This window comes from Enterovibrio litoreus (assembly GCF_045679545.1).
Classification (GTDB): domain Bacteria; phylum Pseudomonadota; class Gammaproteobacteria; order Enterobacterales; family Vibrionaceae; genus Enterovibrio.
Window position 1 is genome coordinate 2435043 of the sequence record NZ_CP166194.1, and the last position, 20737, is coordinate 2455779.

19 protein-coding genes are annotated in these 20737 nt (G+C 47.1%); 7 read left to right on the top strand and 12 right to left on the bottom strand.

What is annotated here, in order from left to right; translation table 11 throughout:
• Positions 1 to 15: 15 nt before the first annotated feature.
• The 4 genes from nagA to asnB all read left to right on the top strand — a co-directional run bounded on the left by nagA (position 16) and on the right by asnB (position 6052).
• Positions 16 to 1152 carry an N-acetylglucosamine-6-phosphate deacetylase gene (gene nagA, locus AB8599_RS10665; RefSeq protein ID WP_407330880.1) on the top strand — a complete coding sequence of 379 codons (1137 nt, stop codon included), beginning with the start codon at positions 16 to 18 and terminating at the stop codon, positions 1150 to 1152.
• Between the two features lie 7 nt (positions 1153 to 1159).
• A complete protein-coding gene (locus tag AB8599_RS10670; RefSeq protein WP_407330881.1) occupies positions 1160 to 2374 on the top strand; it encodes an ROK family protein in 1215 nt (404 codons plus the stop codon).
• 190 nt (positions 2375 to 2564) lie between these two features.
• Positions 2565 to 4133 (top strand): cation:proton antiporter, encoded by a 1569-nt coding sequence (locus tag AB8599_RS10675; RefSeq protein WP_407330882.1) that lies wholly within the window; start codon positions 2565 to 2567, stop codon positions 4131 to 4133.
• Positions 4134 to 4378: 245 nt separating this feature from the next.
• Positions 4379 to 6052: an asparagine synthase B gene (gene asnB, locus AB8599_RS10680; RefSeq protein WP_407330883.1), complete on the top strand. Its 1674-nt coding sequence runs from the start codon at positions 4379 to 4381 to the stop codon at positions 6050 to 6052.
• A 195-nt stretch (positions 6053 to 6247) separates the two neighbouring features.
• Here the strand turns inward: asnB and AB8599_RS10685 are convergent, their stop codons facing one another.
• The 5 genes from AB8599_RS10685 to htpG all read right to left on the bottom strand — a co-directional run bounded on the left by AB8599_RS10685 (position 6248) and on the right by htpG (position 11761).
• Positions 6248 to 7552, bottom strand: a complete 1305-nt coding sequence (locus AB8599_RS10685) for an inosine/guanosine kinase (protein ID WP_407330884.1) — start codon at positions 7550 to 7552, stop codon at positions 6248 to 6250.
• A 141-nt stretch (positions 7553 to 7693) separates the two neighbouring features.
• On the bottom strand, positions 7694 to 8665 hold the full coding sequence (gene hemH, locus AB8599_RS10690; protein WP_407330885.1) for a ferrochelatase: 972 nt from the start codon (positions 8663 to 8665) through the stop codon (positions 7694 to 7696).
• A gap of 56 nt (positions 8666 to 8721) precedes the next feature.
• Complete coding sequence (locus AB8599_RS10695; protein WP_407330886.1) at positions 8722 to 8847, bottom strand: hypothetical protein; 126 nt, start codon at positions 8845 to 8847, stop codon at positions 8722 to 8724.
• Between the two features lie 81 nt (positions 8848 to 8928).
• Positions 8929 to 9573, bottom strand: a complete 645-nt coding sequence (gene adk / locus AB8599_RS10700; protein WP_407330887.1) for an adenylate kinase — start codon at positions 9571 to 9573, stop codon at positions 8929 to 8931.
• Between the two features lie 280 nt (positions 9574 to 9853).
• On the bottom strand, positions 9854 to 11761 hold the full coding sequence (gene htpG / locus AB8599_RS10705) for a molecular chaperone HtpG (protein ID WP_407330888.1): 1908 nt from the start codon (positions 11759 to 11761) through the stop codon (positions 9854 to 9856).
• A gap of 196 nt (positions 11762 to 11957) precedes the next feature.
• Between htpG and AB8599_RS10710 the strand changes: the two genes are divergently transcribed.
• Both AB8599_RS10710 and AB8599_RS10715 read left to right on the top strand, forming a co-directional pair.
• On the top strand, positions 11958 to 12857 hold the full coding sequence (locus AB8599_RS10710) for a transcriptional regulator (protein WP_407330889.1): 900 nt from the start codon (positions 11958 to 11960) through the stop codon (positions 12855 to 12857).
• The gene (locus AB8599_RS10715) at positions 12848 to 13399 is read left to right on the top strand and encodes a regulatory protein ToxS (protein WP_407330890.1); all 552 of its coding nucleotides are present in this window, start codon (positions 12848 to 12850) and stop codon (positions 13397 to 13399) included. Before AB8599_RS10710 ends, AB8599_RS10715 begins: the two co-directional genes overlap by 10 nt.
• A 79-nt stretch (positions 13400 to 13478) precedes the next feature.
• Here AB8599_RS10715 and recR read toward each other — a convergent pair whose 3' ends face one another.
• The 5 genes from recR to AB8599_RS10740 all read right to left on the bottom strand — a co-directional run bounded on the left by recR (position 13479) and on the right by AB8599_RS10740 (position 17960).
• Entirely contained in the window at positions 13479 to 14081 is a 603-nt protein-coding gene (gene recR, locus AB8599_RS10720; protein ID WP_407330891.1) for a recombination mediator RecR, read from the bottom strand.
• 19 nt (positions 14082 to 14100) lie between these two features.
• Complete coding sequence (locus AB8599_RS10725; RefSeq protein WP_407330892.1) at positions 14101 to 14430, bottom strand: YbaB/EbfC family nucleoid-associated protein; 330 nt, start codon at positions 14428 to 14430, stop codon at positions 14101 to 14103.
• 147 nt (positions 14431 to 14577) lie between these two features.
• On the bottom strand, positions 14578 to 16791 hold the full coding sequence (gene dnaX, locus AB8599_RS10730; protein WP_407330893.1) for a DNA polymerase III subunit gamma/tau: 2214 nt from the start codon (positions 16789 to 16791) through the stop codon (positions 14578 to 14580).
• Between the two features lie 105 nt (positions 16792 to 16896).
• Positions 16897 to 17442, bottom strand: coding sequence for an adenine phosphoribosyltransferase (gene apt, locus AB8599_RS10735; RefSeq protein ID WP_407330894.1), 546 nt, complete (start codon positions 17440 to 17442; stop codon positions 16897 to 16899).
• A 119-nt stretch (positions 17443 to 17561) separates the two neighbouring features.
• The gene (locus AB8599_RS10740; protein ID WP_407330895.1) at positions 17562 to 17960 is read right to left on the bottom strand and encodes a YbaN family protein; all 399 of its coding nucleotides are present in this window, start codon (positions 17958 to 17960) and stop codon (positions 17562 to 17564) included.
• Positions 17961 to 18295: 335 nt separating this feature from the next.
• On the opposite strand from AB8599_RS10740, the gene AB8599_RS10745 reads away from it, so the two are divergent.
• Positions 18296 to 18649: a TraR/DksA family transcriptional regulator gene (locus tag AB8599_RS10745; protein WP_407330896.1), complete on the top strand. Its 354-nt coding sequence runs from the start codon at positions 18296 to 18298 to the stop codon at positions 18647 to 18649.
• A 32-nt stretch (positions 18650 to 18681) separates the two neighbouring features.
• Here AB8599_RS10745 and AB8599_RS10750 read toward each other — a convergent pair whose 3' ends face one another.
• Together AB8599_RS10750 and AB8599_RS10755 are read right to left on the bottom strand one after the other, a co-directional pair.
• On the bottom strand, positions 18682 to 19314 hold the full coding sequence (locus AB8599_RS10750) for a DUF2057 family protein (RefSeq protein ID WP_407330897.1): 633 nt from the start codon (positions 19312 to 19314) through the stop codon (positions 18682 to 18684).
• 67 nt (positions 19315 to 19381) lie between these two features.
• On the bottom strand, positions 19382 to 20437 hold the full coding sequence (locus tag AB8599_RS10755) for a porin (RefSeq protein WP_407330898.1): 1056 nt from the start codon (positions 20435 to 20437) through the stop codon (positions 19382 to 19384).
• Positions 20438 to 20737 lie beyond the last annotated feature (300 nt).

A 20737-nucleotide genomic window follows, 5' to 3' on the forward strand; every position in this document is an offset into this window, starting at 1 on the left:
GGTAAGGAAGTATTCATGTACGCACTGATTAACTGCCGAATTTTTACTGGTAGCGAAGTGCTGGATAATCATGCTGTCATCGTTGATGGTGGCCTGATCCAGAACGTTTGTCCTGAAAGTGAATTGCCAGAAGGCATTGAAACTCGCTCACTTGACGGCGCATATCTGAGCCCTGGCTTCATCGACCTACAACTTAACGGTTGTGGCGGTGTGATGTTCAACGACGAAGTGACTGCAGACACTATCCACACGATGCATTTGGCCAATCTGAAGTCTGGCTGTACTAGCTTCTTGCCAACACTGATCACGTCTTCTGACGAAGACATGCAGGCGTCAGTCAGTGCAATTCGTGACTACCAAGCAAAATATCAGCATCAAGCTCTTGGTCTGCACCTTGAAGGTCCATACCTCAACGTTGCCAAAAAAGGCATTCATAGCGTGGATTACATTCGCCGCTCTGATGACGCAATGATCGATTTCATTGCAGCCAATGCGGACGTAGTAACGAAAGTGACACTGGCACCTGAGCTAACGCCAGCGGCGCATATTCGTCAACTGGCTGATGCGGGTATTGTAGTATCAGCAGGCCACACCAACGCAAGCTATGTCGAAGCCCGTCAAGGCTTTAAAGCGGGTATCACCTTTGCCACTCACCTGTTCAATGCGATGACGCCAATTGCGGGTCGTGAGCCAGGTATGGTTGGCGCTATCTACGACACGCCGGAAGTTTATACGGGTGTGATTGCAGATGGTTTCCACGTTGATTATGCAAACATTCGCATTGCCCACAAATTGAAAGGCGAGAAACTGGTTCTTGTTACTGATGCAGCAGCGCCTGCAGGAGCAGACATGGATCACTTTATTTTTGTAGGTAAGAAAGTATATTACCGAGATGGTAAGTGTGTTGATGAAAATGGCACACTTGGCGGTTCGGCATTGACCATGATTGAAGCAGTACAAAACTCTGTCGAACATGTAGGCATCGCTTTGGATGAAGTGATCCGCATGGCAACCTTGTATCCAGCACGAGCAATCGGCGTGGACAACAAGCTAGGGGCTATCAAGAATGGATATGTCGCTAACCTGACCGTGTTTGATCGCGATTTCAATGTCAAAGCGACTGTAGTTAACGGCGAATATACATTGAATTAGGACATTTATGACAGGCGGACAAATTGGTAACGTAGATCTGGTTAAACAGTTGAACGGTGCCGCCGTTTATCGACTTATCGACCAACAAGGCCCGATTTCTCGAATCCAAATTGCTGATGTGAGCAGTCTTGCTCCAGCAAGTGTTACCAAAATTACCCGCCAGTTGCTTGAGCGCGGCCTAATCAAAGAGGTCGCGCAACAAGCGTCCACAGGCGGTCGACGAGCCATCTCGCTGACCACCGAATGCGCCCCTTTCCATTCCCTTGCTGTGCGACTCGGCCGTGACCGCATCGAGCTCACGCTGTTCGACTTGTCGGGCAAGCCTCTGGCCGAGCACGACGAACCGTTCCATTACCCTAATCAAGAGACGCTCATTGAAGGTCTTCTCTATCACCTTCATAGCTTCCTCGCCAGCCAGCAAGACATTGTCAAAGAACTGATTGCCGTGGCGATTTCGCTACCCGGCCTCGTCGATGCCGAAACAGGTATCGTCGAATACATGCCACATATTGCCATCGACAAATTACCGTTAAGTGACTTAATTCGTGACGAATTTGGTGTGCAATGTTACATCGGTAATGACACACGCGGTCAGGCATTGGCAGAACATTATTTCGGGGTGAGTAAAAATTATTACGACACCCTGCTCGTTAGTGTTCACAATGGGGCAGGCGCCGGTATTATCGTTAACGGTCAGGTGTTCTTGGGCTATAACCGTAACGTTGGCGAAATTGGGCACATTCAAATCGACCCACTTGGCAAGAAATGCCAGTGCGGTAACTTTGGCTGCCTAGAAACGGTTGCGTCAAACCCCGCCATTATTGAACATGCGCAGCAACTGTTGGCTCAAGGTCATGAGAGTATGCTTCAAGGCAAAAAAGACCTTAATGTTTCTGACATCTGCCGCGCCGCTGTTGCTGGTGATGAGCTAGCACGTCAGGTGCTAGTCAAGGTCGGTAATCACTTAGGCAAAGCCATCGCCATGACGATTAACCTGTTTAATCCTCAGCAAATCGTCATTTCAGGAGAGATCACCGAGGCAAAAAGCGTGGTATTCCCAGCCATTCAACGTTGCGTAGAAAACCAATCGCTGAGAGCTTTCCACCAGAATCTTCCTGTTGTAGCTGCGAGCTTGTCATCCACACCGACACTCGGTGCATTTGCCTTGGTTAAACGCGCCATGCTAAACGGCATCTTGCTTCAGAAACTGCTCGAAGACTAAAACTCTGTTACACAATGAGCGCTCAGATTGAGCGTTTTTATGCTTTGCTTCATAGGCAACACTGGTTAACCGTGTTGCCTATGTTTTATTATACTGTTTAAATTCTTATCATTTTCTGTTGGTTAGGCCACCTTTCCTATCAGGTTTGGGCTAACACGCGTCATTCTTTCGCAAGGAAAACATCATACCCATGGATCTCGCTATTATTGCCGTCGCATTTTTCAGTGGTTTTATAATGCTTCGCTGCCACATGCCACCACTTGTCGGTTTCTTGATCGCGGGTTTTGGCTTACATGCGGCAGGATTTACCTCTACCCCCTTGATCCAGACACTCGCCGATTTGGGTGTCACCTTGCTGCTGTTTACTATTGGCCTAAAACTAGACGTTAAGTCTCTGCTCAATAAAGAAATCTGGTTTGGCGCCACACTGCACAATGTGATGACAACCGCGCTATTCTCACTTTGCTTGTTAGGCTTTAAAGCTGTCGGACTGTCGGCCTTTGCCGGCCTTGCGCTAAATGACATTGTACTCGTAGCCTTTGCTCTCTCCTTCTCCAGTACCGTTTTTGCCATTAAAGCTCTGCAAGAGAAAGGAGAAATGAACGCCACCTACGGTACGTTAGCCATTGGTGTCCTGATCATGCAGGACATCTTCGCCGTAATATTCCTGACCATTGCTTCAGGGAAAGTGCCGGGCATTGAAGCTTTGCTGTTATTTGCACTGCCATTGGTTCGCCCATTGTTCTTCAAAATATTGGATCGCGTCGGTCACGGTGAAGTATTAGTGCTTTACGGCGTATTCCTCGCATTGGTCGCTGGGGCGGGGTTTTTCGATGCCGTCGGCGTGAAAGCAGACCTTGGTGCACTTATCTTGGGCATGATGATGGCTGCGCACCCACGTGCGTCTGAAATGGCCAAATCATTGTTCAACCTGAAAGAGCTCTTTCTGGTGTGCTTTTTCCTCAATATCGGCTTATCAGAACAACCGACCTTGCAAGGGCTGATGATTGCACTGTTGCTGTTGTTGCTGCTGCCACTCAAAGGCTTGCTCTACTACGTCATATTCAATGGCTTCAAATTTCGTGTCCGCACCTCACTATTCGCCACCCTCACGCTGTTTAACTACAGCGAATTTGGCTTAATTGTGGGAGGCATCGCCTACCAAATGGGCATCATGCCAGGCAGTATCTTAGTCGCCATCGCCATCGCTGTATCTCTATCCTTTATGCTGGCAGCGCCGCTGAATACATTCAGCCATAAGATATACGGGGCGGTATCAAAACGCTTCCCTGACCCATTGCCTGAGAAAATTCATCATAACGATCAGTTAATTAATCTCGGTGATGCCTCCGTCGTTATTATCGGCATGGGACGCATTGGCAGCGGGGCATATGATGAGCTTTCTCAAGAATACCCAGAAAAAGTGCTAGGCATTGAAGCGCGGGAGGATTCGGTCGCCAATCATCGCGAATGCGGCAGGAATGTTATTCATGGTGATGCCACTGACCCCGACTTTTGGTCTCGTGTCACCTCATCTCGTCATATTGAGCTGATCCTACTCGCCATGCCTAACAGCCAAGCCAACACCTTGGCCATGGAGCAGATCAATCAATTGGGATTCAATGGCAAAGTTGCCGCCATTGCCAAATACGTTGATGAACTTGAGCAATTGAAAGCGCTTGGCGTTAACGAAGCCTATAACATTTACAATGAAGCTGGCGCTGGTTTCGCTCGTCATGTGAAAGACCAACTGCTTTAACCACGATTCTGAAATTCTTGGCCGCGCTTGTACTTTGCCAATGCAAAAGCGGTCACAAAACAACCGCAAACATTAATTCATTCACCAAAACGACGCTTTTGGTGAATGAAATTGATTTACACATCGGATTTATTATTTTTATCTTCATAACTGGTTGCATTTTTCTATCAAATTGGCAAATTGAAGACAATACAAAATTGAAACGCGTTTATGATGCGTGCATTAGGGAAGTTTGAGAGGGAATTATGTGTTCTGTATTTGGCATTTTGGATATTAAATCAGATGCGTCCGCGCTACGCGAATCTGCCTTGGAAATGTCCAAGAAGTTACGCCACCGCGGTCCAGACTGGTCCGGCATTTACTCGTCCGAGCGTGCAATTTTGGCGCACGAACGTCTCGCAATCGTTGGTTTGAACAGCGGCGCTCAACCCCTTTATAGCCCTGATGGCAAGTTGATCCTCGCGGTTAACGGTGAGATCTACAACCACAAAGAAATCCGCGCACGTTACGAAGACAAATACGAATTTCAAACCGATTCAGATTGTGAAGTCATTCTGGCGTTGTACCAAGACATGGGTGCAGATTTGCTTGAAGAACTAAACGGCATTTTCGCTTTTGTTCTCTATGACGAAGAAAAAGATGAGTATCTAGTTGGTCGCGACCACATTGGTATTATTCCGCTTTACCAAGGCTATGATGAGTACGGCAACTACTATGTTGCATCAGAAATGAAAGCACTCGTGCCTGTGTGTAAAACCATCAGCGAATTCCCTCCAGGTTCGTACTACCGCTCTCAAGATGCGGAGCCACAGCGCTACTACATTCGTGATTGGAACGAATACGCGGCTGTGCAGAACAACTCCACCAGCAAAGAAGAGCTAACAGAAGCATTGGAAGCTGCGGTAAAACGACAGTTGATGACTGACGTGCCTTACGGTGTATTGCTGTCGGGCGGTCTAGACTCGTCAATCACCTCCGCAGTTGCGAAACGCTACGCGGCAATGCGTATCGAAGATGATGAGCAATCAGCAGCATGGTGGCCACAACTTCACTCGTTTGCCATCGGCCTTGAAGGCGCTCCCGATCTAAAAGCCGCACGCGAAGTGGCAGATCAAATTGGTACCGTTCACCATGAAATGACGTACACCATTCAAGAAGGTTTGGACGCCATTCGTGACGTGATTTATCACATTGAAACCTACGATGTCACCACCATCCGCGCATCAACCCCAATGTACCTGTTGGGACGTAAAATCAAAGCAATGGGCATCAAAATGGTGCTTTCTGGTGAAGGTGCTGATGAAATCTTCGGTGGTTATCTTTACTTCCACAAAGCGCCAAATGCAAAAGAGTTCCACGAAGAAACCGTGCGTAAGCTGCTTGCGCTGAACATGTTTGACTGTGCACGTGCCAACAAATCACTGGCCGCATGGGGTGTTGAAGGTCGTGTACCTTTCCTCGACAAAGAGTTCATCGACGTGGCAATGCGACTAAACCCGGCAGACAAAATGTGTGGCAACGGCAAAATGGAGAAGCACATTCTTCGTGAGTGTTTCGAGCACTATTTGCCAGAGGCGATTGCATGGCGCCAAAAAGAGCAGTTCTCTGATGGCGTAGGCTATGGCTGGATTGATACATTGAAAGCTGTTGCTAACGAGAAAATCTCTGATCAGCAAATGGAAACAGCCAGCTACCGTTTCCCTTGCAACACGCCAACAACCAAAGAAGCTTACGTTTACCGTGAGATCTTTGAAGAATTGTTCCCACTGCCATCAGCTGTAGAGTGTGTACCAGGTGGCCCGTCAATCGCATGTTCAAGTGCGAAGGCTATCGAGTGGGATGAAAGCTTCAAAAACGCCGCAGACCCATCAGGTCGTGCGATTGCAGCTGTTCACAACGAAGCCTACTCAAAAGCATAAACATCAGTACCCACCAATAAAAAACCGCCATCACGGCGGTTTTTTATTTTGCGTCTGTAACAAAGAGCAGTTATCTCAACGCATTTGGCACCAAGGCAAGACGATGAAACTGAGACTGCTCAGAAACTTCGTTCACTAAGCGACTGATAGAATCCATAAAGTCAACGCAGCATCAGTGCCCAATAAGGTTGAGATTTAGCGTTCCCAGTAAGCTTCTTCCAGAGAATCTTCTCTTTCTGGCAAGCCACGAGAAAGACGCGGAGAATGCTGCGCCAACACTTCATAACTCACTCGGTTTGCGTACTTACACACCTGTGAAAACGAACTGTAAGTCAGGAACTGATGCACGTGCTTGCTCGAGTTTGGCACGTTATCGCGATGGTAACGGTTGGCAGACATATCGTGCAGTACCGCTGACAACGCACCATCACCTGCACCGTTGGTATTTTTAATACGCTCTGGGCCACCCATGTAAGGCGCTATGTGTGAGTAAACCTTCACTGGATTTACACACTGATCTTTCATCATTGGGCGGCTGAATTCATAGCGGTTGAACTCAGCAATAGAACCTGGAAGCAACGGCAATGAAGTCTCTCGCTTGGCGTCATCATCGGTGTAACCTGCCATGTAAAGACCGATTGGGCCTGCGGTGCAAAGCACCATGTCGACCCACTCTAGCGTTTTATCTGCCGCAACCAATGGATCAGATTCGCCCGTTAAAGCTTCGGCTTCTTCTTCGTTCATCGCAACCACGGATACGTGCTCTGCCAAGAACTCGCGCCACCATTGCGGATTATTCTGAATAACGTATTTGGTGCCCATGGTCATCACAACCGGCACGTCGTATTTCTTCGCGTATTCGATTGCCTTCATGGTTGCTTCAGGCATTGGGTCGCCTTCCTTGCAACGCACTAAATAGGCAGTCAGCACCAGTGCCGACGCATTTTTAAAGATGTGCTCAGGAATAGACTCTGGTGTCAGCTGATTCATCAGCCCTTCGCTAATGGCAAAGGTACGCTCGCCCTCTTCACTGATCAGCGCATAACAACGACCAATTGGGCCTTGCACTGCTTCAAGGTAGTTCAGATCCATTCGGCTAGACGTATTGCACAAGTAGCGGTAAGAGTAGCTACCAATGGTGATATCGCGGCTCATCACACCAAGAAGAATCGACTTGTCGTCGGCCAGCGTGGAGTAGTTATGAAGCGTATTTCCGATCGTACCGCCAGCAAATTCATGAGTAATCATGTTATTGTCTTTGAGTTCTTGATACAGCGCTTCTGCTCGCTTGTCATCAATCACCAAAGAATGGCCTTTGCTTAATCCATATTTTTCCACGAATTCATCGCTCACCTTGGCTTCAATATCAACCAGCGTTTGGTCAATACCGATAACATGAGGACGTTTTAGCTTGCGTCGTTCGCTCGCTTGAACAATCAATGGATCGCGGGCATGTACCGGAAAATAGTGCTTAGACTTGCGTTGGCCTGGGAATTTCATGATTCAATGCGTCGTAGTAGGGGCGAAAATGAGAATTCTATCACACATATTTGAGGGTGGAATATATCAAATACAATTATACCCGAGCACAAATCACGTGTTCGGGTATACGTCAGTATTGAATTTACTGGTTGGCAGGGGCTACCAATTTTGCGTGTGACGCTCAACCAACTGTTTCATCATGGCAATATGCGCTGGGGAATCATTCAAACAAGGAATGAAATTAAAAGTTTCTCCGCCTGCTTCCATAAAAGTTTCATGGCATTGGTCTGAAATTTCTTCCAACGTTTCAAGGCAATCAACCGAAAATGCAGGCGATATAATATCGAGACGTTTAACACCCTCTTTTGGCAATTGCTCTAACGTTTTGTCGGTATAAGGCTGTAGCCACTCTTCACGGCCGAAACGCGATTGGAAAGTGGTCTTTAAAGCCACATCCGTATTAAGACGTTTGATGAGCTTTTCTGTTGTCGCAAGGCAATGTTCACGGTAAGGATCGCCATTGTCGGCGTAACGCTTTGGAATGCCATGGTAAGAACACACTAACATGTCTGGCTTTCCGTTCTCAGCCCAATGCGCTTCTACCGATTGCGCGAGCGCATCAATGTAGCTGTCTTCACTGTAGTAGTGATTAATAAAACGAAACTCTGGCAGGACGGGTTTCGCTTTCAACGATTTAGCCAACTTATCAAACACCGCCGCCGTTGTAGTGCGAGAGTACTGAGGGTAAAGCGGTAACACCAATATCTTGTTGCAACCTCTTGCTTCCAACGCACTGACCGCTGACGCCAAGCTCGGCGATCCATAAGTCATACCAATCTCAACCGGAATATCCAGCATTTGCTCTAGTGCTGCTTTTTGTCGCTTTGAATACACCATGAGCGGTGAGCCTTCATCCATCCACACGCTCTGGTAAAGCTTTGCCACTTTTGGTGATCGAACGGGAAGAATGATGCCATGTAACAAGGGACACCAAAGCCAGCGAGTCATATCGACTACGCGGTGATCGTGCAAAAATTCACTTAAAAACGCGCTAACTGCTTTTGCTGTTGGCGCGTCGGGTGTGCCAAGGTTAGCCAGCAGAACCCCTACCTTGTTTTCGTTATTATCCATTTCAACCTGCTTAAATAATATGTGATACCTATAGCCAAATAACCTCAACGCCACATTCAGATGATTTGGCTATAGATATATTCAACGCAATAACCTTCAACGAGATTAACGGCTTTCGCGTCAAAGACAAAGCCCTGACACCAACGACTGTTAACTTGTGCTTTCTGTGACCACATCATCATGAAAGTATTACTTCCTCGCTATCTAAAACGATCAAAAAAGGGCAACCAGAAGGTTACCCTTTTTGTATCGAAAAGGAGGGATTAACCCAGTGCTTTTTCGATCGCAGCGCTTACATCAGAAACTTGCTGTGTTCCATCGAACTTCAGGTATTGTGTGTTACCTGCTTCCGCTTCTTTTTGGTAGTAAGCAATCAGTGGCGAAGTTTGCTCGTGGTAAACGCCAAGACGTGCCAGAACTGTTTCTTCTTTGTCATCATCGCGAACAACCAGATCTTCACCCGTGATGTCATCTTTACCTTCCACTTTTGGTGGGTTGTAAACAACATGGTAAGTACGACCAGAAGCTAGGTGCGCACGACGGCCACTCATACGTTCAACGATAACGCTATCTGCAACGTCGAACTCCAGCACGTAATCCACATTGACACCGATTTCTTTCAGACCATCAGCCTGCGGAATCGTGCGTGGGAAGCCATCTAATAGGAAGCCTTTCGCACAATCTTCCTGTGCGATGCGCTCTTTTACCAGACCCAGAATGATATCGTCAGATACCAATTGACCTGCGTCGATAACCGCTTTCGCCTGTTTGCCCATTTCGGTGCCTGCTTTGATTGCAGCACGCAGCATGTCACCAGTGGAAATTTGTGGAATACCATATTTTTCCATGATGAATTGCGCTTGAGTACCTTTACCTGCACCTGGAGCGCCCAGAAGAATGATGCGCATAGTTATCCCCTTTCTTTACTTTGGAGTTTCGCAAAAACCTGAAACATACACGGTTATTGATACCTAAACAACCTCACGTCCTGAGTTTTAGCACCTTAGAGCACGTTTCGAGCGGTTTCCCGTTACACGTTCTTCAGGCTGAAATTCTTTCGGTCCAGCAACACTAAAACTGTGTTGTGAGTCTCGATAAGGGTATTTAGGTATAGGTGTATAACATAAGTAAGCCCAGCGTCTGTGCTGGGCTTACACTATTGTTTATCTGTTTATTACTTTGGCGCAATTAGCCTTTAGTCAAGAGCTGGTTAACTGCAGTCAAGAACTGTGATGGATCTTCCATTGAACCGCGCTCAGCGAGCATAGCTTGACCCAACAGCATTTCAACCCAACGACCAAATACCGCTTCATCAGCTTCATCGGCCATTTGTTTAATAAGCGCATGCTCTGGGTTCAGTTCAAAAATGTACTTCACCTCAGGCGCTTGCTGACCAGCTGCAGCTAACAGCTTCGCCATCTGCGTACCCATTTCAAACTCATCCGTCACAACCACTGCTGGCGTACCAGATAGCTTGAAGGTCGTACGCACGTCTTTCACGCGATCACCCAGGTAAGCTTTTGCACGCTCAACCACGGATTCAAACGCTTTTTGCGTTTCTTCGCGCTTTTCTTTCTCGGTGTCATCATCAAACTTGCTGAGATCTACGTCCGCTTTCGTAATGGCTTGGAACTGCTTTCCATCAAATTCTGGCAGGTAGCTCATTAACCACTCATCAATACGGTCATACATCAAAATAACTTCAATGCCTTTCGCTTTAAATTGCTCAAGGTGTGGGCTGTTCTTCGCCGCTTGATAGCTGTCCGCCGTCAAGAAGTAGATCTTATCTTGGTCTTCCTTCATACGCGAAACGTAGTCAGCCAGTGACACGGTTTGCTCACTACTGTCTGTGTGCGTAGAGGCAAAGCGCAGCAGGCTAGCGATTTTCTCGCGGTTTGAGAAATCTTCTGCTGGGCCCTCTTTTAGCACCAAGCCAAACTCTTTCCAGAAGCGTTGATATTTTTCAGCATCATTGTTTGCCATGCGTTCTAGCATGGTCAACACACGCTTGGTACACGCGTTACGCAATGTTTGCGTGACTTTGTTGTCTTGTAGAATTTCACGTGACACGTTCAGAGGCAGATCATTGGAGTCAATCAAACCACGAGTGAAACGTAGATAATTTGGCATAAACTGCGCCGCGTCATCCATGATGAACACGCGCTGAACATACAATTTCAAGCCATGCTTGTGGTCACGATTGAACATGTCCCAGGGTGCTTTCGACGGCACATACAGTAAGCTGGTGTAATCGTTTTTGCCTTCTACACGGTTATGGCTCCACAGCAGCGGATCGGCAAAATCGTGAGAAATGTGTTTATAGAACTCTTTATATTCTTCATCGCTGATGTCTGACTTAGAGCGGGTCCAAAGCGCTTGCGCCTTGTTAATTTTTTCCCACTTACCTTCTTCTTTTTCGTTACCTTCTTCGTCGCGCTCTTTTGTCCACATCTCAACAGGGATGCCGATGTGGTCAGAGTATTTGCCAATCACATCACGCAGGCGCCACTCATCAAGATATTCCTTGTCATCTTCACGAAGGTGCAAGGTGATCGACGTACCACGGGAAGTCTTTTCAATGCCCTCGATGGTGTAGTCACCTTCACCTGCAGATTCCCAAAGGGTTCCGTCGGCACTGTCAGTACCAGCAGCGCGTGTTGCCACTGTCACTTTGTCTGCCACGATAAAGGCAGAGTAAAAACCAACGCCAAATTGGCCAATCAGTTGGCTGTCTTTGGTCTGGTCATCAGAAAGTTGTTTGAAGAAATCGGCGGTACCTGATTTTGCAATCGTACCCAAATTTTCAATCACTTCGTCACGTGTCATGCCGATACCATTGTCATCAATGGTCAGTGTGCCAGCGTCTTTGTCGACACTCAGGCGGACACGGAGATCGCCGTCATTTTCATACAGGGAGGAATCAGACAATGCTTTAAAGCGCAGTTTATCCGCCGCATCAGAGGCGTTTGAGATCAATTCACGTAAAAAGATCTCTTTGTTTGAATAGAGTGAGTGAATCATTAGGTGTAGCAGTTGTTTCACTTCAGATTGAAAACCGCGTGTTTCTTTATTTTGTAGAGTGGCTTGATCGCTCATTGTAACTCCAAACAAATGTGGTTCAGTTAAGTACCCTCTTTAGATAAGGCCATAATATTGCTTTTCAAGGCCTAAAATTCATTTTTTGATTTCTTGAGGTGGTTTTCGCATTTCGAGTATAATCTTGCTCAATCACGTCCATATACAGTGGTTTTCTTCTAAAATCGCTCGAAATACGCGCAGGTTAATATATCGAATGCTAATTAAATCGAACCGTTACCTTCTGGGAGAACGTTTTGTCTTTTCTCCTAGCGAAAGCTCGTTGGTCGATCTCCATGAAAATGATGAGCTCGTCCGATTGGGCAGTAACGAGTGCCGAGTACTTATGGTGCTAATTGAAGAGCCTCACGCTATTGTCACGCGCAACCGTATCCATGACTATGTTTGGCGCAAGCAAGGTTTTGAAGTCGACGACTCCAGCCTCACGCAATCCATTTCCACCTTGCGTAAAGCACTAAAAGACTCAACAAAAAGCCCAATGGTTGTAAAAACCGTACCTAAGCGCGGCTACCAAGTGATTTGCTCTGTCGAGGCTTATAATGATCAAGCCGTTGACTTACCCCAAGCGGTCGACGTTGTGGCTGTTGACGCAAACCAAGAGCTCATTCAGGCTACCGCGGATGTTCACCTCGAAGAGACAAAGGAAAAAGACACAACGCAGAGTGATCGGATAGAGGCACCAATCGAGCCTGCCACGCCAGAAGTCGTCGCACAGCCAAGCTCGCCAAGAAAAGCTAAAATGCCGCTCAGTTCCTGGACAGCGTTGATTCTGGCGTTACTTGTACCCTTGGCATTTCATGCCTATTCCACGCCGAAGTCCAAAGCCTTTCGTGAAATTCTCACAGTACAAAACATACCCGTTTATATTCCTGTCACCAACGCTCGTATCAGTCAATGGAAACCCATGGTAGAACGATGTGTGGCTAAATATATTTCTTACTATGGTCAAGAGCGCGAATTGGAAGAAGTGATAGTGACAGGCGGGCAAGATAGCCAAATCTCTCTGAACTACATTCACAGTGAAAAAGACGCGGATGATAATCTCACCTATGTTTTGCTGACAAGCCAAGAGGAGAGTCACACGCTATGCCGTTAAACACCCCACGAAGAAGGGATCAGCTAAAACGCTTTGGGCCTTTCGTTCTATTATTGATTTCTATTGTTGCCAGTGGCTGGGTTTACCTAGGCGAAGATTTCAGAACGGCTAACCTGCTGCTGTCAAAGCACTGGAACTCTAAAACAATCAATTATATTGAAGAGTCAGCTTACCGAAATGTCACAGGGCTAACAAACACCGAACAACAAAGTAGCATGGTGTTCTTACCCGATCGTACTTATTCTCGTGATACTAAAATCATACTGAAAAACGAAACGGATAACATTCAGGTCGTCATGTCCGTGACTGAGTCAGGAGAGTGGGAAGTCAGTGGCGGTTATTTAAAGCTGAAGCTCGGTAAAATCAAAGATGTAACCACCGGTGATACCACTGAGTTGTCAGAAGAAGATCTTGCGCTGGTACGCACCTTCTATCGACTCGGTGCGGAGAAAGTTCGACGTATTGATGTATTAAGTGACGGTTCATTGCTTCTCACCAGTTTGAACCATGGTTCCATGGTACTTTACAGCAAATCTTCATAAAAAAAGGCCGCTTACCATTGAAGCGGCCTTTTCATTTTCGCTCTCCAATTGCATCCAATCAGATCAACGCACGATGTCTTTACCCCAGCCTGTGCCTGCCAATAATGGAATGGGACAAGGTTGTACCATCCACTAGCTCTAGCTCGCCACCCATAGGAACACCATGGGCAATACGGCTCGCTATCACACTGTGCTCAACACACAACTCGCTGATGTAATGCGCGGTGGCTTCCCCTTCAACAGTGGGGTTTGTCGCCAAGATCAGCTCTGAGATTGACTCAGTGGCTAGACGTCGTTCGAGAACGTCCAAACCAATGTCTGACGGCCCAATCCCATCAAGGGGTGATAGGTGCCCCATCAAGACAAAGTAGCGGCCAGAATACTGCCCCGTTGCCTCGATGGCGGCAATATCAGCAGGGCTTTCCACCACGCAAATTTGCCCATTCTCCTGACGACGAGTATTGCCACAAATGGCGCATTCCTCTTCTTCAGTAAAGGTTCGGCATTTCACACAATGACCAATATCTGTCATTGCAGATTGCAGCGCTTCAGATAGCCTAATGCCACCTTGACGATTGCGTTGAAGTAGATGAAATGCCATGCGTTGTGCTGATTTTGGGCCTACGCCCGGCAGACAACGCAGAGATTCCATCAATTGTTCAAGCAGTTGGCTTGTACGCATAATTGATTAATGAGTTCCGTTAGAATGGCATTTTAAAGCCTGGTGGCATCTGCATACCGCCAGTCACGTCGCCCATTTTCTCTTTCTGTGCTTCTTCAACACGACGCGCTGCATCGTTGAATGCCGCAGCAATCAAATCTTCCAGCATGTCTTTTTCGTCTTCCATCAGGCTTTCATCGATGTCAACACGACGAACACTGTGGCTGCCAGTGATGGTGATTTTTACCAAGCCTGCGCCCGCTTCACCGGTCACTTCCATGTTGGCAATTTCTTCCTGCATTTTCTGCATGCGCTCTTGCATCTGCTGCGCTTGCTTCATCAGGTTGCCCATTCCGCCTTTACCAAACATAATTTTCTCTCTTTTTGATTGTGCTGTTTACCTTGAGGTCGACACTCGATTCGGCTCCAACACATAACATTGGGGCGAACGTTAAAATGTACAACGCTGAAAATTCAATTTCGAAAAGTAAACAGCCTCTTAGGTGGTTTATATGGTTTATATTGGTCGAACGCTATCTTCATCAATCTCTGCAGAAAACCGCTGACAGATAAAGCGAACGTTTGGATCGTTATTCAGGTTTTCACTCGCCTGAGCCAGTTTTTCTGTGTAAAGCTTGTCTCGCCATTCTAGCGGCGTGGTGCCTTTCTCACTCAACTCGACAGAGAGTGTAACGGCATAACCAAGCTGTTGACTCAATGCGTCAACAAGCACACCCTGCGCTTGTTCAGTATTTAAGTGGCCTTGCTCTGCCCGAAGAAACAAGTGGATCTGCTGTCCATCTTGCTCCATAGCGGCATTGAGTGCCATCTGCTTAACAAGACGAGGAATATCAAGCGCACTGGCGATTTGGCTCCACGGATCTTGTTCAATAGATTCTTTCTCAAGCTTTTCACGCATTTCTGGCGTTCGCTCATGCGCCAATGCTTTTTTTATTTTCTCGGGAGTTACAACAACCCGTTTCGGCTCGGATGCTGTTTGTGTTGGCTTCCAACGATATGCGTCGTCAGCTGCATTCATATCTGCTGTCGGCATCGACGCAGCTTGGAACTTTGCAGGATCTGCGGGCTTGTGTTTTGCCGCGATCCTTTCCATCACTGACAGCGCTTCGCCGACAGCCGATACCGATTTATCCTTTTTTGGCGATGGGCCCTCTTGCTGACGCACGCGGCTTCTCAGCATGTTACGCGCAGCCAGTAAACTGCCCGCAGAGGAACCGCCTTGTGAACCTGAAGCCGGCGTCGCTGCATTCGTACTTTGCGGCTGAACAGACGTTTGTGGCGCGGATGACTCAGGGTCAATATGCCCATCTTGCTCATATTCACGCTGCGCATCTTGCTCCATGGCAGCCATGTAAGAAGAAAGCTGTGGATCTTCATCATACTGTGGCTGCGCAGTTTGTTGCGGTGCCATCTGAGTCGGTGAAACCACTGGCGCTTGAACAGAAGCAGAATCAGAAGCAGGCACCTGCGGCTGAGGTGCTCGACTAGACGCCACTTGGGCTTTCAGTGACGCCAGCCTGTCTTGTGCCACAGACGACACGCCAGACGTGAATGAGCTATCGCTCGCTTTCGCTGAAGGTTCTGTCGATGGTACTGAAATCGGAGCAGGTTCAAATTGCAATGACGTTACCGGTCGAAAGGCCAACAGACGCAGCAACACCATTTCCAATCCAGCGCGGCCGTCCGGCGAAAACGGTAAATCTTGACGCCCTTGGAGCGTAATTTGGTAAAACAGTTGAACATCTTGTGGAGATAGCGAATGCGCTAAAAGCAGAATGCGTTCAGCATCAGGGGCCGACGAATCAACAGATTCTGGTAATGCTTGCGCCATCGCGACACGATGAAGCTGCGACGCGATTTCTTTTAGCAGTCCGTCCCACTCAACCCCCATCTCCGCAAGATGACTCAAACACTGCATGACATGATCCGCACTACCTTCAGCCAGTGCTTCTAGCAGCAAAATGGCTTGATCTGTACTCAGCGTACCCAACATTTCGGTGACTTGCAGCTCCGACACCGAACCATTGCCAAGCGCAATGGCCTGATCGGTAAGCGACAATGCATCACGCATACTGCCTTCGGCTGCACGCGCGATCAGCGACAGCGCTCGAGCGTCAGAAGGCACAGCTTCTTGTTCGAGCACATACGTAAGCTGGTCTTTTATCTGGGTGGCATCAAGATGCTTCAAATGAAACTGAAGACAGCGAGAAAGTATCGTGACAGGAAGCTTTTGGGGATCCGTTGTCGCCAAGAGGAATTTAACGTATTCCGGCGGCTCTTCCAGCGTTTTGAGTAAGGCATTAAAGCTGTGTCTTGACAGCATGTGCACTTCATCAATCAAGTAGACTTTGTAACGTCCACGCGCTGGTTTGTACTGCACGTTATCAAGCAAATCACGGGTGTCTTCCACCTTGGTACGAGACGCGGCATCGATCTCCATCAGATCGACAAATCGACCCTGATCAATTTCCTGGCAGGTCGAACACACACCACAAGGTGTCGACGTCACACCTTGTTCGCAGTTCAGCCCTTTGGCGAAGATACGTGCAATGGTTGTTTTACCCACACCTCGGGTACCACTGAAAAGATAGGCGTGATGCAATCGGTTGTGATCTAACGCGTTAGCCAACGCGGTCAGAACATGTGACTGGCCGACCACATCGCGAAACTGATGCGGACGCCATTTTCGGGCTAATACCTGATAACTCATGCGTTATAAATTCTGGCGATAATCTTCGCCAATCGTAGCACAGACACAAAAAGAGCGCGATCCTGACGATCACGCTCTTCTATCATTCACGGTTCAATCGGGCAATTAGTGACCGTCAAACTCACACAGGCTGTAAACATCGAGGCCTAATGCTTTAAGACGTGATTCACCGCCGATTTCTGGCAGGTTAATGATGAAAGCAGCATGGGCCACTTCCCCACCCAAACGACGGATCAGCTTGGTGGTGGCTTCGATAGTGCCGCCAGTCGCCAGCAGATCGTCGACCATCAGCACTTTGTCGCCTTTTTGGATTGCATCGACATGAATTTCTAGCGTGTCGACGCCATATTCCAACTCATAGCTTTCGCTGATCACTTCACGAGGCAGTTTCCCTGGTTTGCGAACCGGCACAAAGCCAACGCCCAACTCAAGAGCTAACGGTGCGCCGAAAAGAAAGCCGCGCGCCTCCGTGCCAACAATTTTGGTAAAGCCTTGGTCGCGATATTTTTCGACCAACAGTGCGATGGTCGTTTGATAGGCTTGCGCATTTTCCATCAGACTAGTGATGTCACGAAAAATGATGCCTGCTTTTGGATAGTCAGGAATGCTTTTGATGCTGTCTTTGATAAATGCGATTTTGTCTTGGCTCATAATTACTCACCACGAAAAGTGGCTTCCATACTACTCAGGAAGTTGTGTGTATCCCATTGCATGAACGCTTTGCATTGCATGTTAACGCTCGCCCAGCCAACAGGAACCAAACCGCCATGTTATGTATTTTCAGGGGCGTGGGCAACCGGTTCAATTTCACGCAAACGGTTAAACCAAATTAAAAGTACGCACAACATCACAATCAGCATACATTTATGCCAAACCTCAGGGACGACAATGACAGAAACCGAGAAACTCAACACGATGAACACATTGGCACGGCGCTTAATTTTTCGATCAATCGCGCGGTGCTCATTCCAATTGCAAATGATGGGACCAAATCTAGGGTGTTGATGCAGCCAAGCAGCAATGCGGGGGGAGCCACGCATGAAACACGCACTGGCTAACAACATGAAGGGCGTTGTTGGCAACAGCGGGAGGAAGATACCTAGCACGCCTAAGACGACTGATATCCATCCGAGGACGATAAGTAGAAAACGTTTTAAAGAGAGCTGCACGCTTCCCCCCTGCTTGCAAATTATCTGCTTAGCATGCCAATCCAAGTGAGGGTTGCTGGCAATGTTGGGATCAACAATACGGCCACCATTCCTAGGAAATATAAAGCACTAAACGGGTCTTTGTAGTTAGCATCCATCATTCACATCCTTCTACTTCAACATTTATACCCAACAAAACTGAAGGGATACTGAGTGGGCTGACAATATAACCGTTTACCACTTCGCTAAATACCGACAAACATCGTGGTTAATCCGTGTTGTTTTGATATATATCAGAGCATGAATGCCGTGATTCGCTAGACTGCTTGGGATATGACGCGCACTGAGACATCACCATGCTTGATATAGAAATCGTAGCACAGCTACAAAAAAACCTCGTAAATGAGAAAGAGACCGTTCGTAGCCGATTGGAAGATGCGCTAACAACACTAACCGGACTAGATGTATCAAGTGTGCCTACTGCGCACCTGATTAAGCTATGCCGAAGAGAAAGCAACACCTTGCATGCAGATGGCTTACGCCTTGAAAAGATTGATGCGGCACTTTGTGCAATCCACACAGGTCTCTATGGGCTTTGTGCAGACTGCGAAGAAGGTATTGCTTTAGAAGATTTGCAGAATGATCCTGCTGAGTTACGTTGCGAAGAGTGTCGCAATCACAATCACTACCATCATGTAAGAGCCTCTTGATAGAGGCTTTTACGCGTGCTGACTGTGGTTAATCAAAAGTCTTGATCAATCATCCAACGTTTAAATGCTTTCTTTTCTTCGTTGGTTGCTTTGGTATACCAAAGCTTAAGCTGTGTTGCCGCATCGCCAGTGATATCAACGTTGCCTTTATCATCAATATTGACCAAAACATCTTCTAAATCTTTTGCTTCGCCACCTTCGATAATAATTCCATTTTGTCTGTTGAAATCAGCGACTGCTTTTTCCATATTGTTATAAGATCCAAAACCACTACCCGTCATCAAAACACTTGTAATAGTCTCAGTTTTTCCCGTAGAAACAGTTTCTACTTCCCACTCCGGGTTTCTAAAAAAAGCGTTGGCTTGGCTCTCAAATTTAAACTGAGGAACAACCAATGCTAAGTCGTCGTTAGTAACGTCCAGATCCAAAACATAAGGCTTTGATGTGAAAATAACGTTTTTTGAACCTCGTTTGACCTCATCATCATAACGCGCAACTACTTGGTAGCGACCAGGTGCCAACTCCAGTCGCTTGTCGGCGTCAGCAGCAATTTTTTTTACATCCTTGCCATTTACAACAAGGAACTCAACACCATTCTTTGCCGTAATTTCAGTCGCACCCGCAATACCAGCAAAAGCCAGAAGCCCCACCAACAACATCTTCATTACATGTTCTCCCGCAACAAAAAGCCGCCCATAAGGCGGCTTAACAAAGTACAACTCTAGGCAATGCTTAGAATTTAACTTCCATACCTACTAAGTAACCAGTGTCGGTATCTTGGTCTACACCAGCAATTTCGACATCAGCACTACCCACTTCTGCGTATACTTTCGCATTGGTAGCCAACTTGTAAGTTACGTTAGCATAGATGCTGCTGCCTTTGTATTTTTCGTATGTGCCAGACGCATCACTATCAACGTTGTCGTAGCCGAGACCGAAGTATGTGTTGTCATCTAGTTGGTAACCACCAGAGATCTGCCATTTATCAACGTCATTTTTACCAGCTGCTTGAGCTACACCAGCAGTATCAACAGAGCCGGCTTTATATTCAAGTTGACCATAGCTAGCAGACACATCAAAGTCACCCAAGTCGTAGTCAACTTCTAGGTTGAAGCCACTTACGTCTTGAAGACCTGAATCTTTATCAACTACAGCAAATTTGTTTGATTGTAGGTTTTCGCCGTCATACAGATATACACGAGCGTCGAGATCTGCAACACGCACACCTAGGCGACCACCGATGATTTGACGACCATCTTTTGCTTCTGATACGTCTGAATCCAAATCAATGTTGGCACCTGCATAGAACATACCGTTGTCGTATACCCATTTAGCCACTTGAGCGCCTTGGGTTTGAACAAAGTCAATTTGCTCGGTGCCAAGTTCGTAGTCATGGCTGTTACCAGCATCATCAGAAAGCAGAAGCTGACGGCCAAACGTAAAGGTACCAAAATCGCCACCCAAACCAACGTACAACTCGTCACTCTCAACACCGCCATTGTCAACAGTATCAGCTTCGTACTTGAAGCCCATACCCGCAACCGCATTCAAGCTGTCTGTAACTGCGATGGTCGTAGTCAAGATTAAGTCAGCGTCATCAATGCGCAGGTAAGCATCTTTACCTGACGCACCTGGAGCACGTACATCATATTTGTTGATGTACTGAATTTCAGCAGCACCAGCAATGTTTACTACAACGCCGTCTGCATCGTACAAGTTAACGCTTGCTTGTGCCGCGCCTGCTGCAAGTAGAGCTGGAACTGCCATAGCTAGAATTGTCTTTTTCATGTTAATCCACTGCCTTTTCTTTATTAGAATGGAATTCCTGTTCCAGGATCCCTTTTATAGTTTGTACTTGTCACAGCGTCACAAAGAACGAGCAACAAATACGCTTTAACTTCGAAACTTAGAGTGCAGAGAAATCTAAAATCTGTCAAATCCACAAAAATCAATATCAAAAAAACAAAAAACCATTTAAATACAGACATATAGACAACATAGCTCGAGTGAGGTCACAATATTGAAGTGAAAATGTAAAAATTATGCAAAGTTGCTCGCAACACCTCTGCAATATAAAAAACCAAAAAT

What these genes read in the sequence shown, in the direction of transcription:
- AB8599_RS10725 (WP_407330892.1), bottom strand. Translation starts at nt 14,430, where the DNA reads ATGTTTGGTAAAGGCGGAATGGGCAACCTGATGAAGCAAGCGCAGCAG.
- nagA (WP_407330880.1), top strand. Translation starts at nt 16, where the DNA reads ATGTACGCACTGATTAACTGCCGAATTTTTACTGGTAGCGAAGTGCTG.
- AB8599_RS10750 (WP_407330897.1), bottom strand. Translation starts at nt 19,314, where the DNA reads ATGAAGATGTTGTTGGTGGGGCTTCTGGCTTTTGCTGGTATTGCGGGT.
- hemH (WP_407330885.1), bottom strand. Translation starts at nt 8,665, where the DNA reads ATGGATAATAACGAAAACAAGGTAGGGGTTCTGCTGGCTAACCTTGGC.
- AB8599_RS10710 (WP_407330889.1), top strand. Translation starts at nt 11,958, where the DNA reads ATGCTAATTAAATCGAACCGTTACCTTCTGGGAGAACGTTTTGTCTTT.
- apt (WP_407330894.1), bottom strand. Translation starts at nt 17,442, where the DNA reads ATGAGCCAAGACAAAATCGCATTTATCAAAGACAGCATCAAAAGCATT.
- AB8599_RS10755 (WP_407330898.1), bottom strand. Translation starts at nt 20,437, where the DNA reads ATGAAAAAGACAATTCTAGCTATGGCAGTTCCAGCTCTACTTGCAGCA.
- htpG (WP_407330888.1), bottom strand. Translation starts at nt 11,761, where the DNA reads ATGAGCGATCAAGCCACTCTACAAAATAAAGAAACACGCGGTTTTCAA.
- asnB (WP_407330883.1), top strand. Translation starts at nt 4,379, where the DNA reads ATGTGTTCTGTATTTGGCATTTTGGATATTAAATCAGATGCGTCCGCG.
- AB8599_RS10715 (WP_407330890.1), top strand. Translation starts at nt 12,848, where the DNA reads ATGCCGTTAAACACCCCACGAAGAAGGGATCAGCTAAAACGCTTTGGG.
- AB8599_RS10685 (WP_407330884.1), bottom strand. Translation starts at nt 7,552, where the DNA reads ATGAAATTCCCAGGCCAACGCAAGTCTAAGCACTATTTTCCGGTACAT.
- dnaX (WP_407330893.1), bottom strand. Translation starts at nt 16,791, where the DNA reads ATGAGTTATCAGGTATTAGCCCGAAAATGGCGTCCGCATCAGTTTCGC.
- AB8599_RS10670 (WP_407330881.1), top strand. Translation starts at nt 1,160, where the DNA reads ATGACAGGCGGACAAATTGGTAACGTAGATCTGGTTAAACAGTTGAAC.
- AB8599_RS10745 (WP_407330896.1), top strand. Translation starts at nt 18,296, where the DNA reads ATGCTTGATATAGAAATCGTAGCACAGCTACAAAAAAACCTCGTAAAT.
- adk (WP_407330887.1), bottom strand. Translation starts at nt 9,573, where the DNA reads ATGCGCATCATTCTTCTGGGCGCTCCAGGTGCAGGTAAAGGTACTCAA.
- AB8599_RS10695 (WP_407330886.1), bottom strand. Translation starts at nt 8,847, where the DNA reads ATGATGATGTGGTCACAGAAAGCACAAGTTAACAGTCGTTGGTGTCAG.
- recR (WP_407330891.1), bottom strand. Translation starts at nt 14,081, where the DNA reads ATGCGTACAAGCCAACTGCTTGAACAATTGATGGAATCTCTGCGTTGT.
- AB8599_RS10675 (WP_407330882.1), top strand. Translation starts at nt 2,565, where the DNA reads ATGGATCTCGCTATTATTGCCGTCGCATTTTTCAGTGGTTTTATAATG.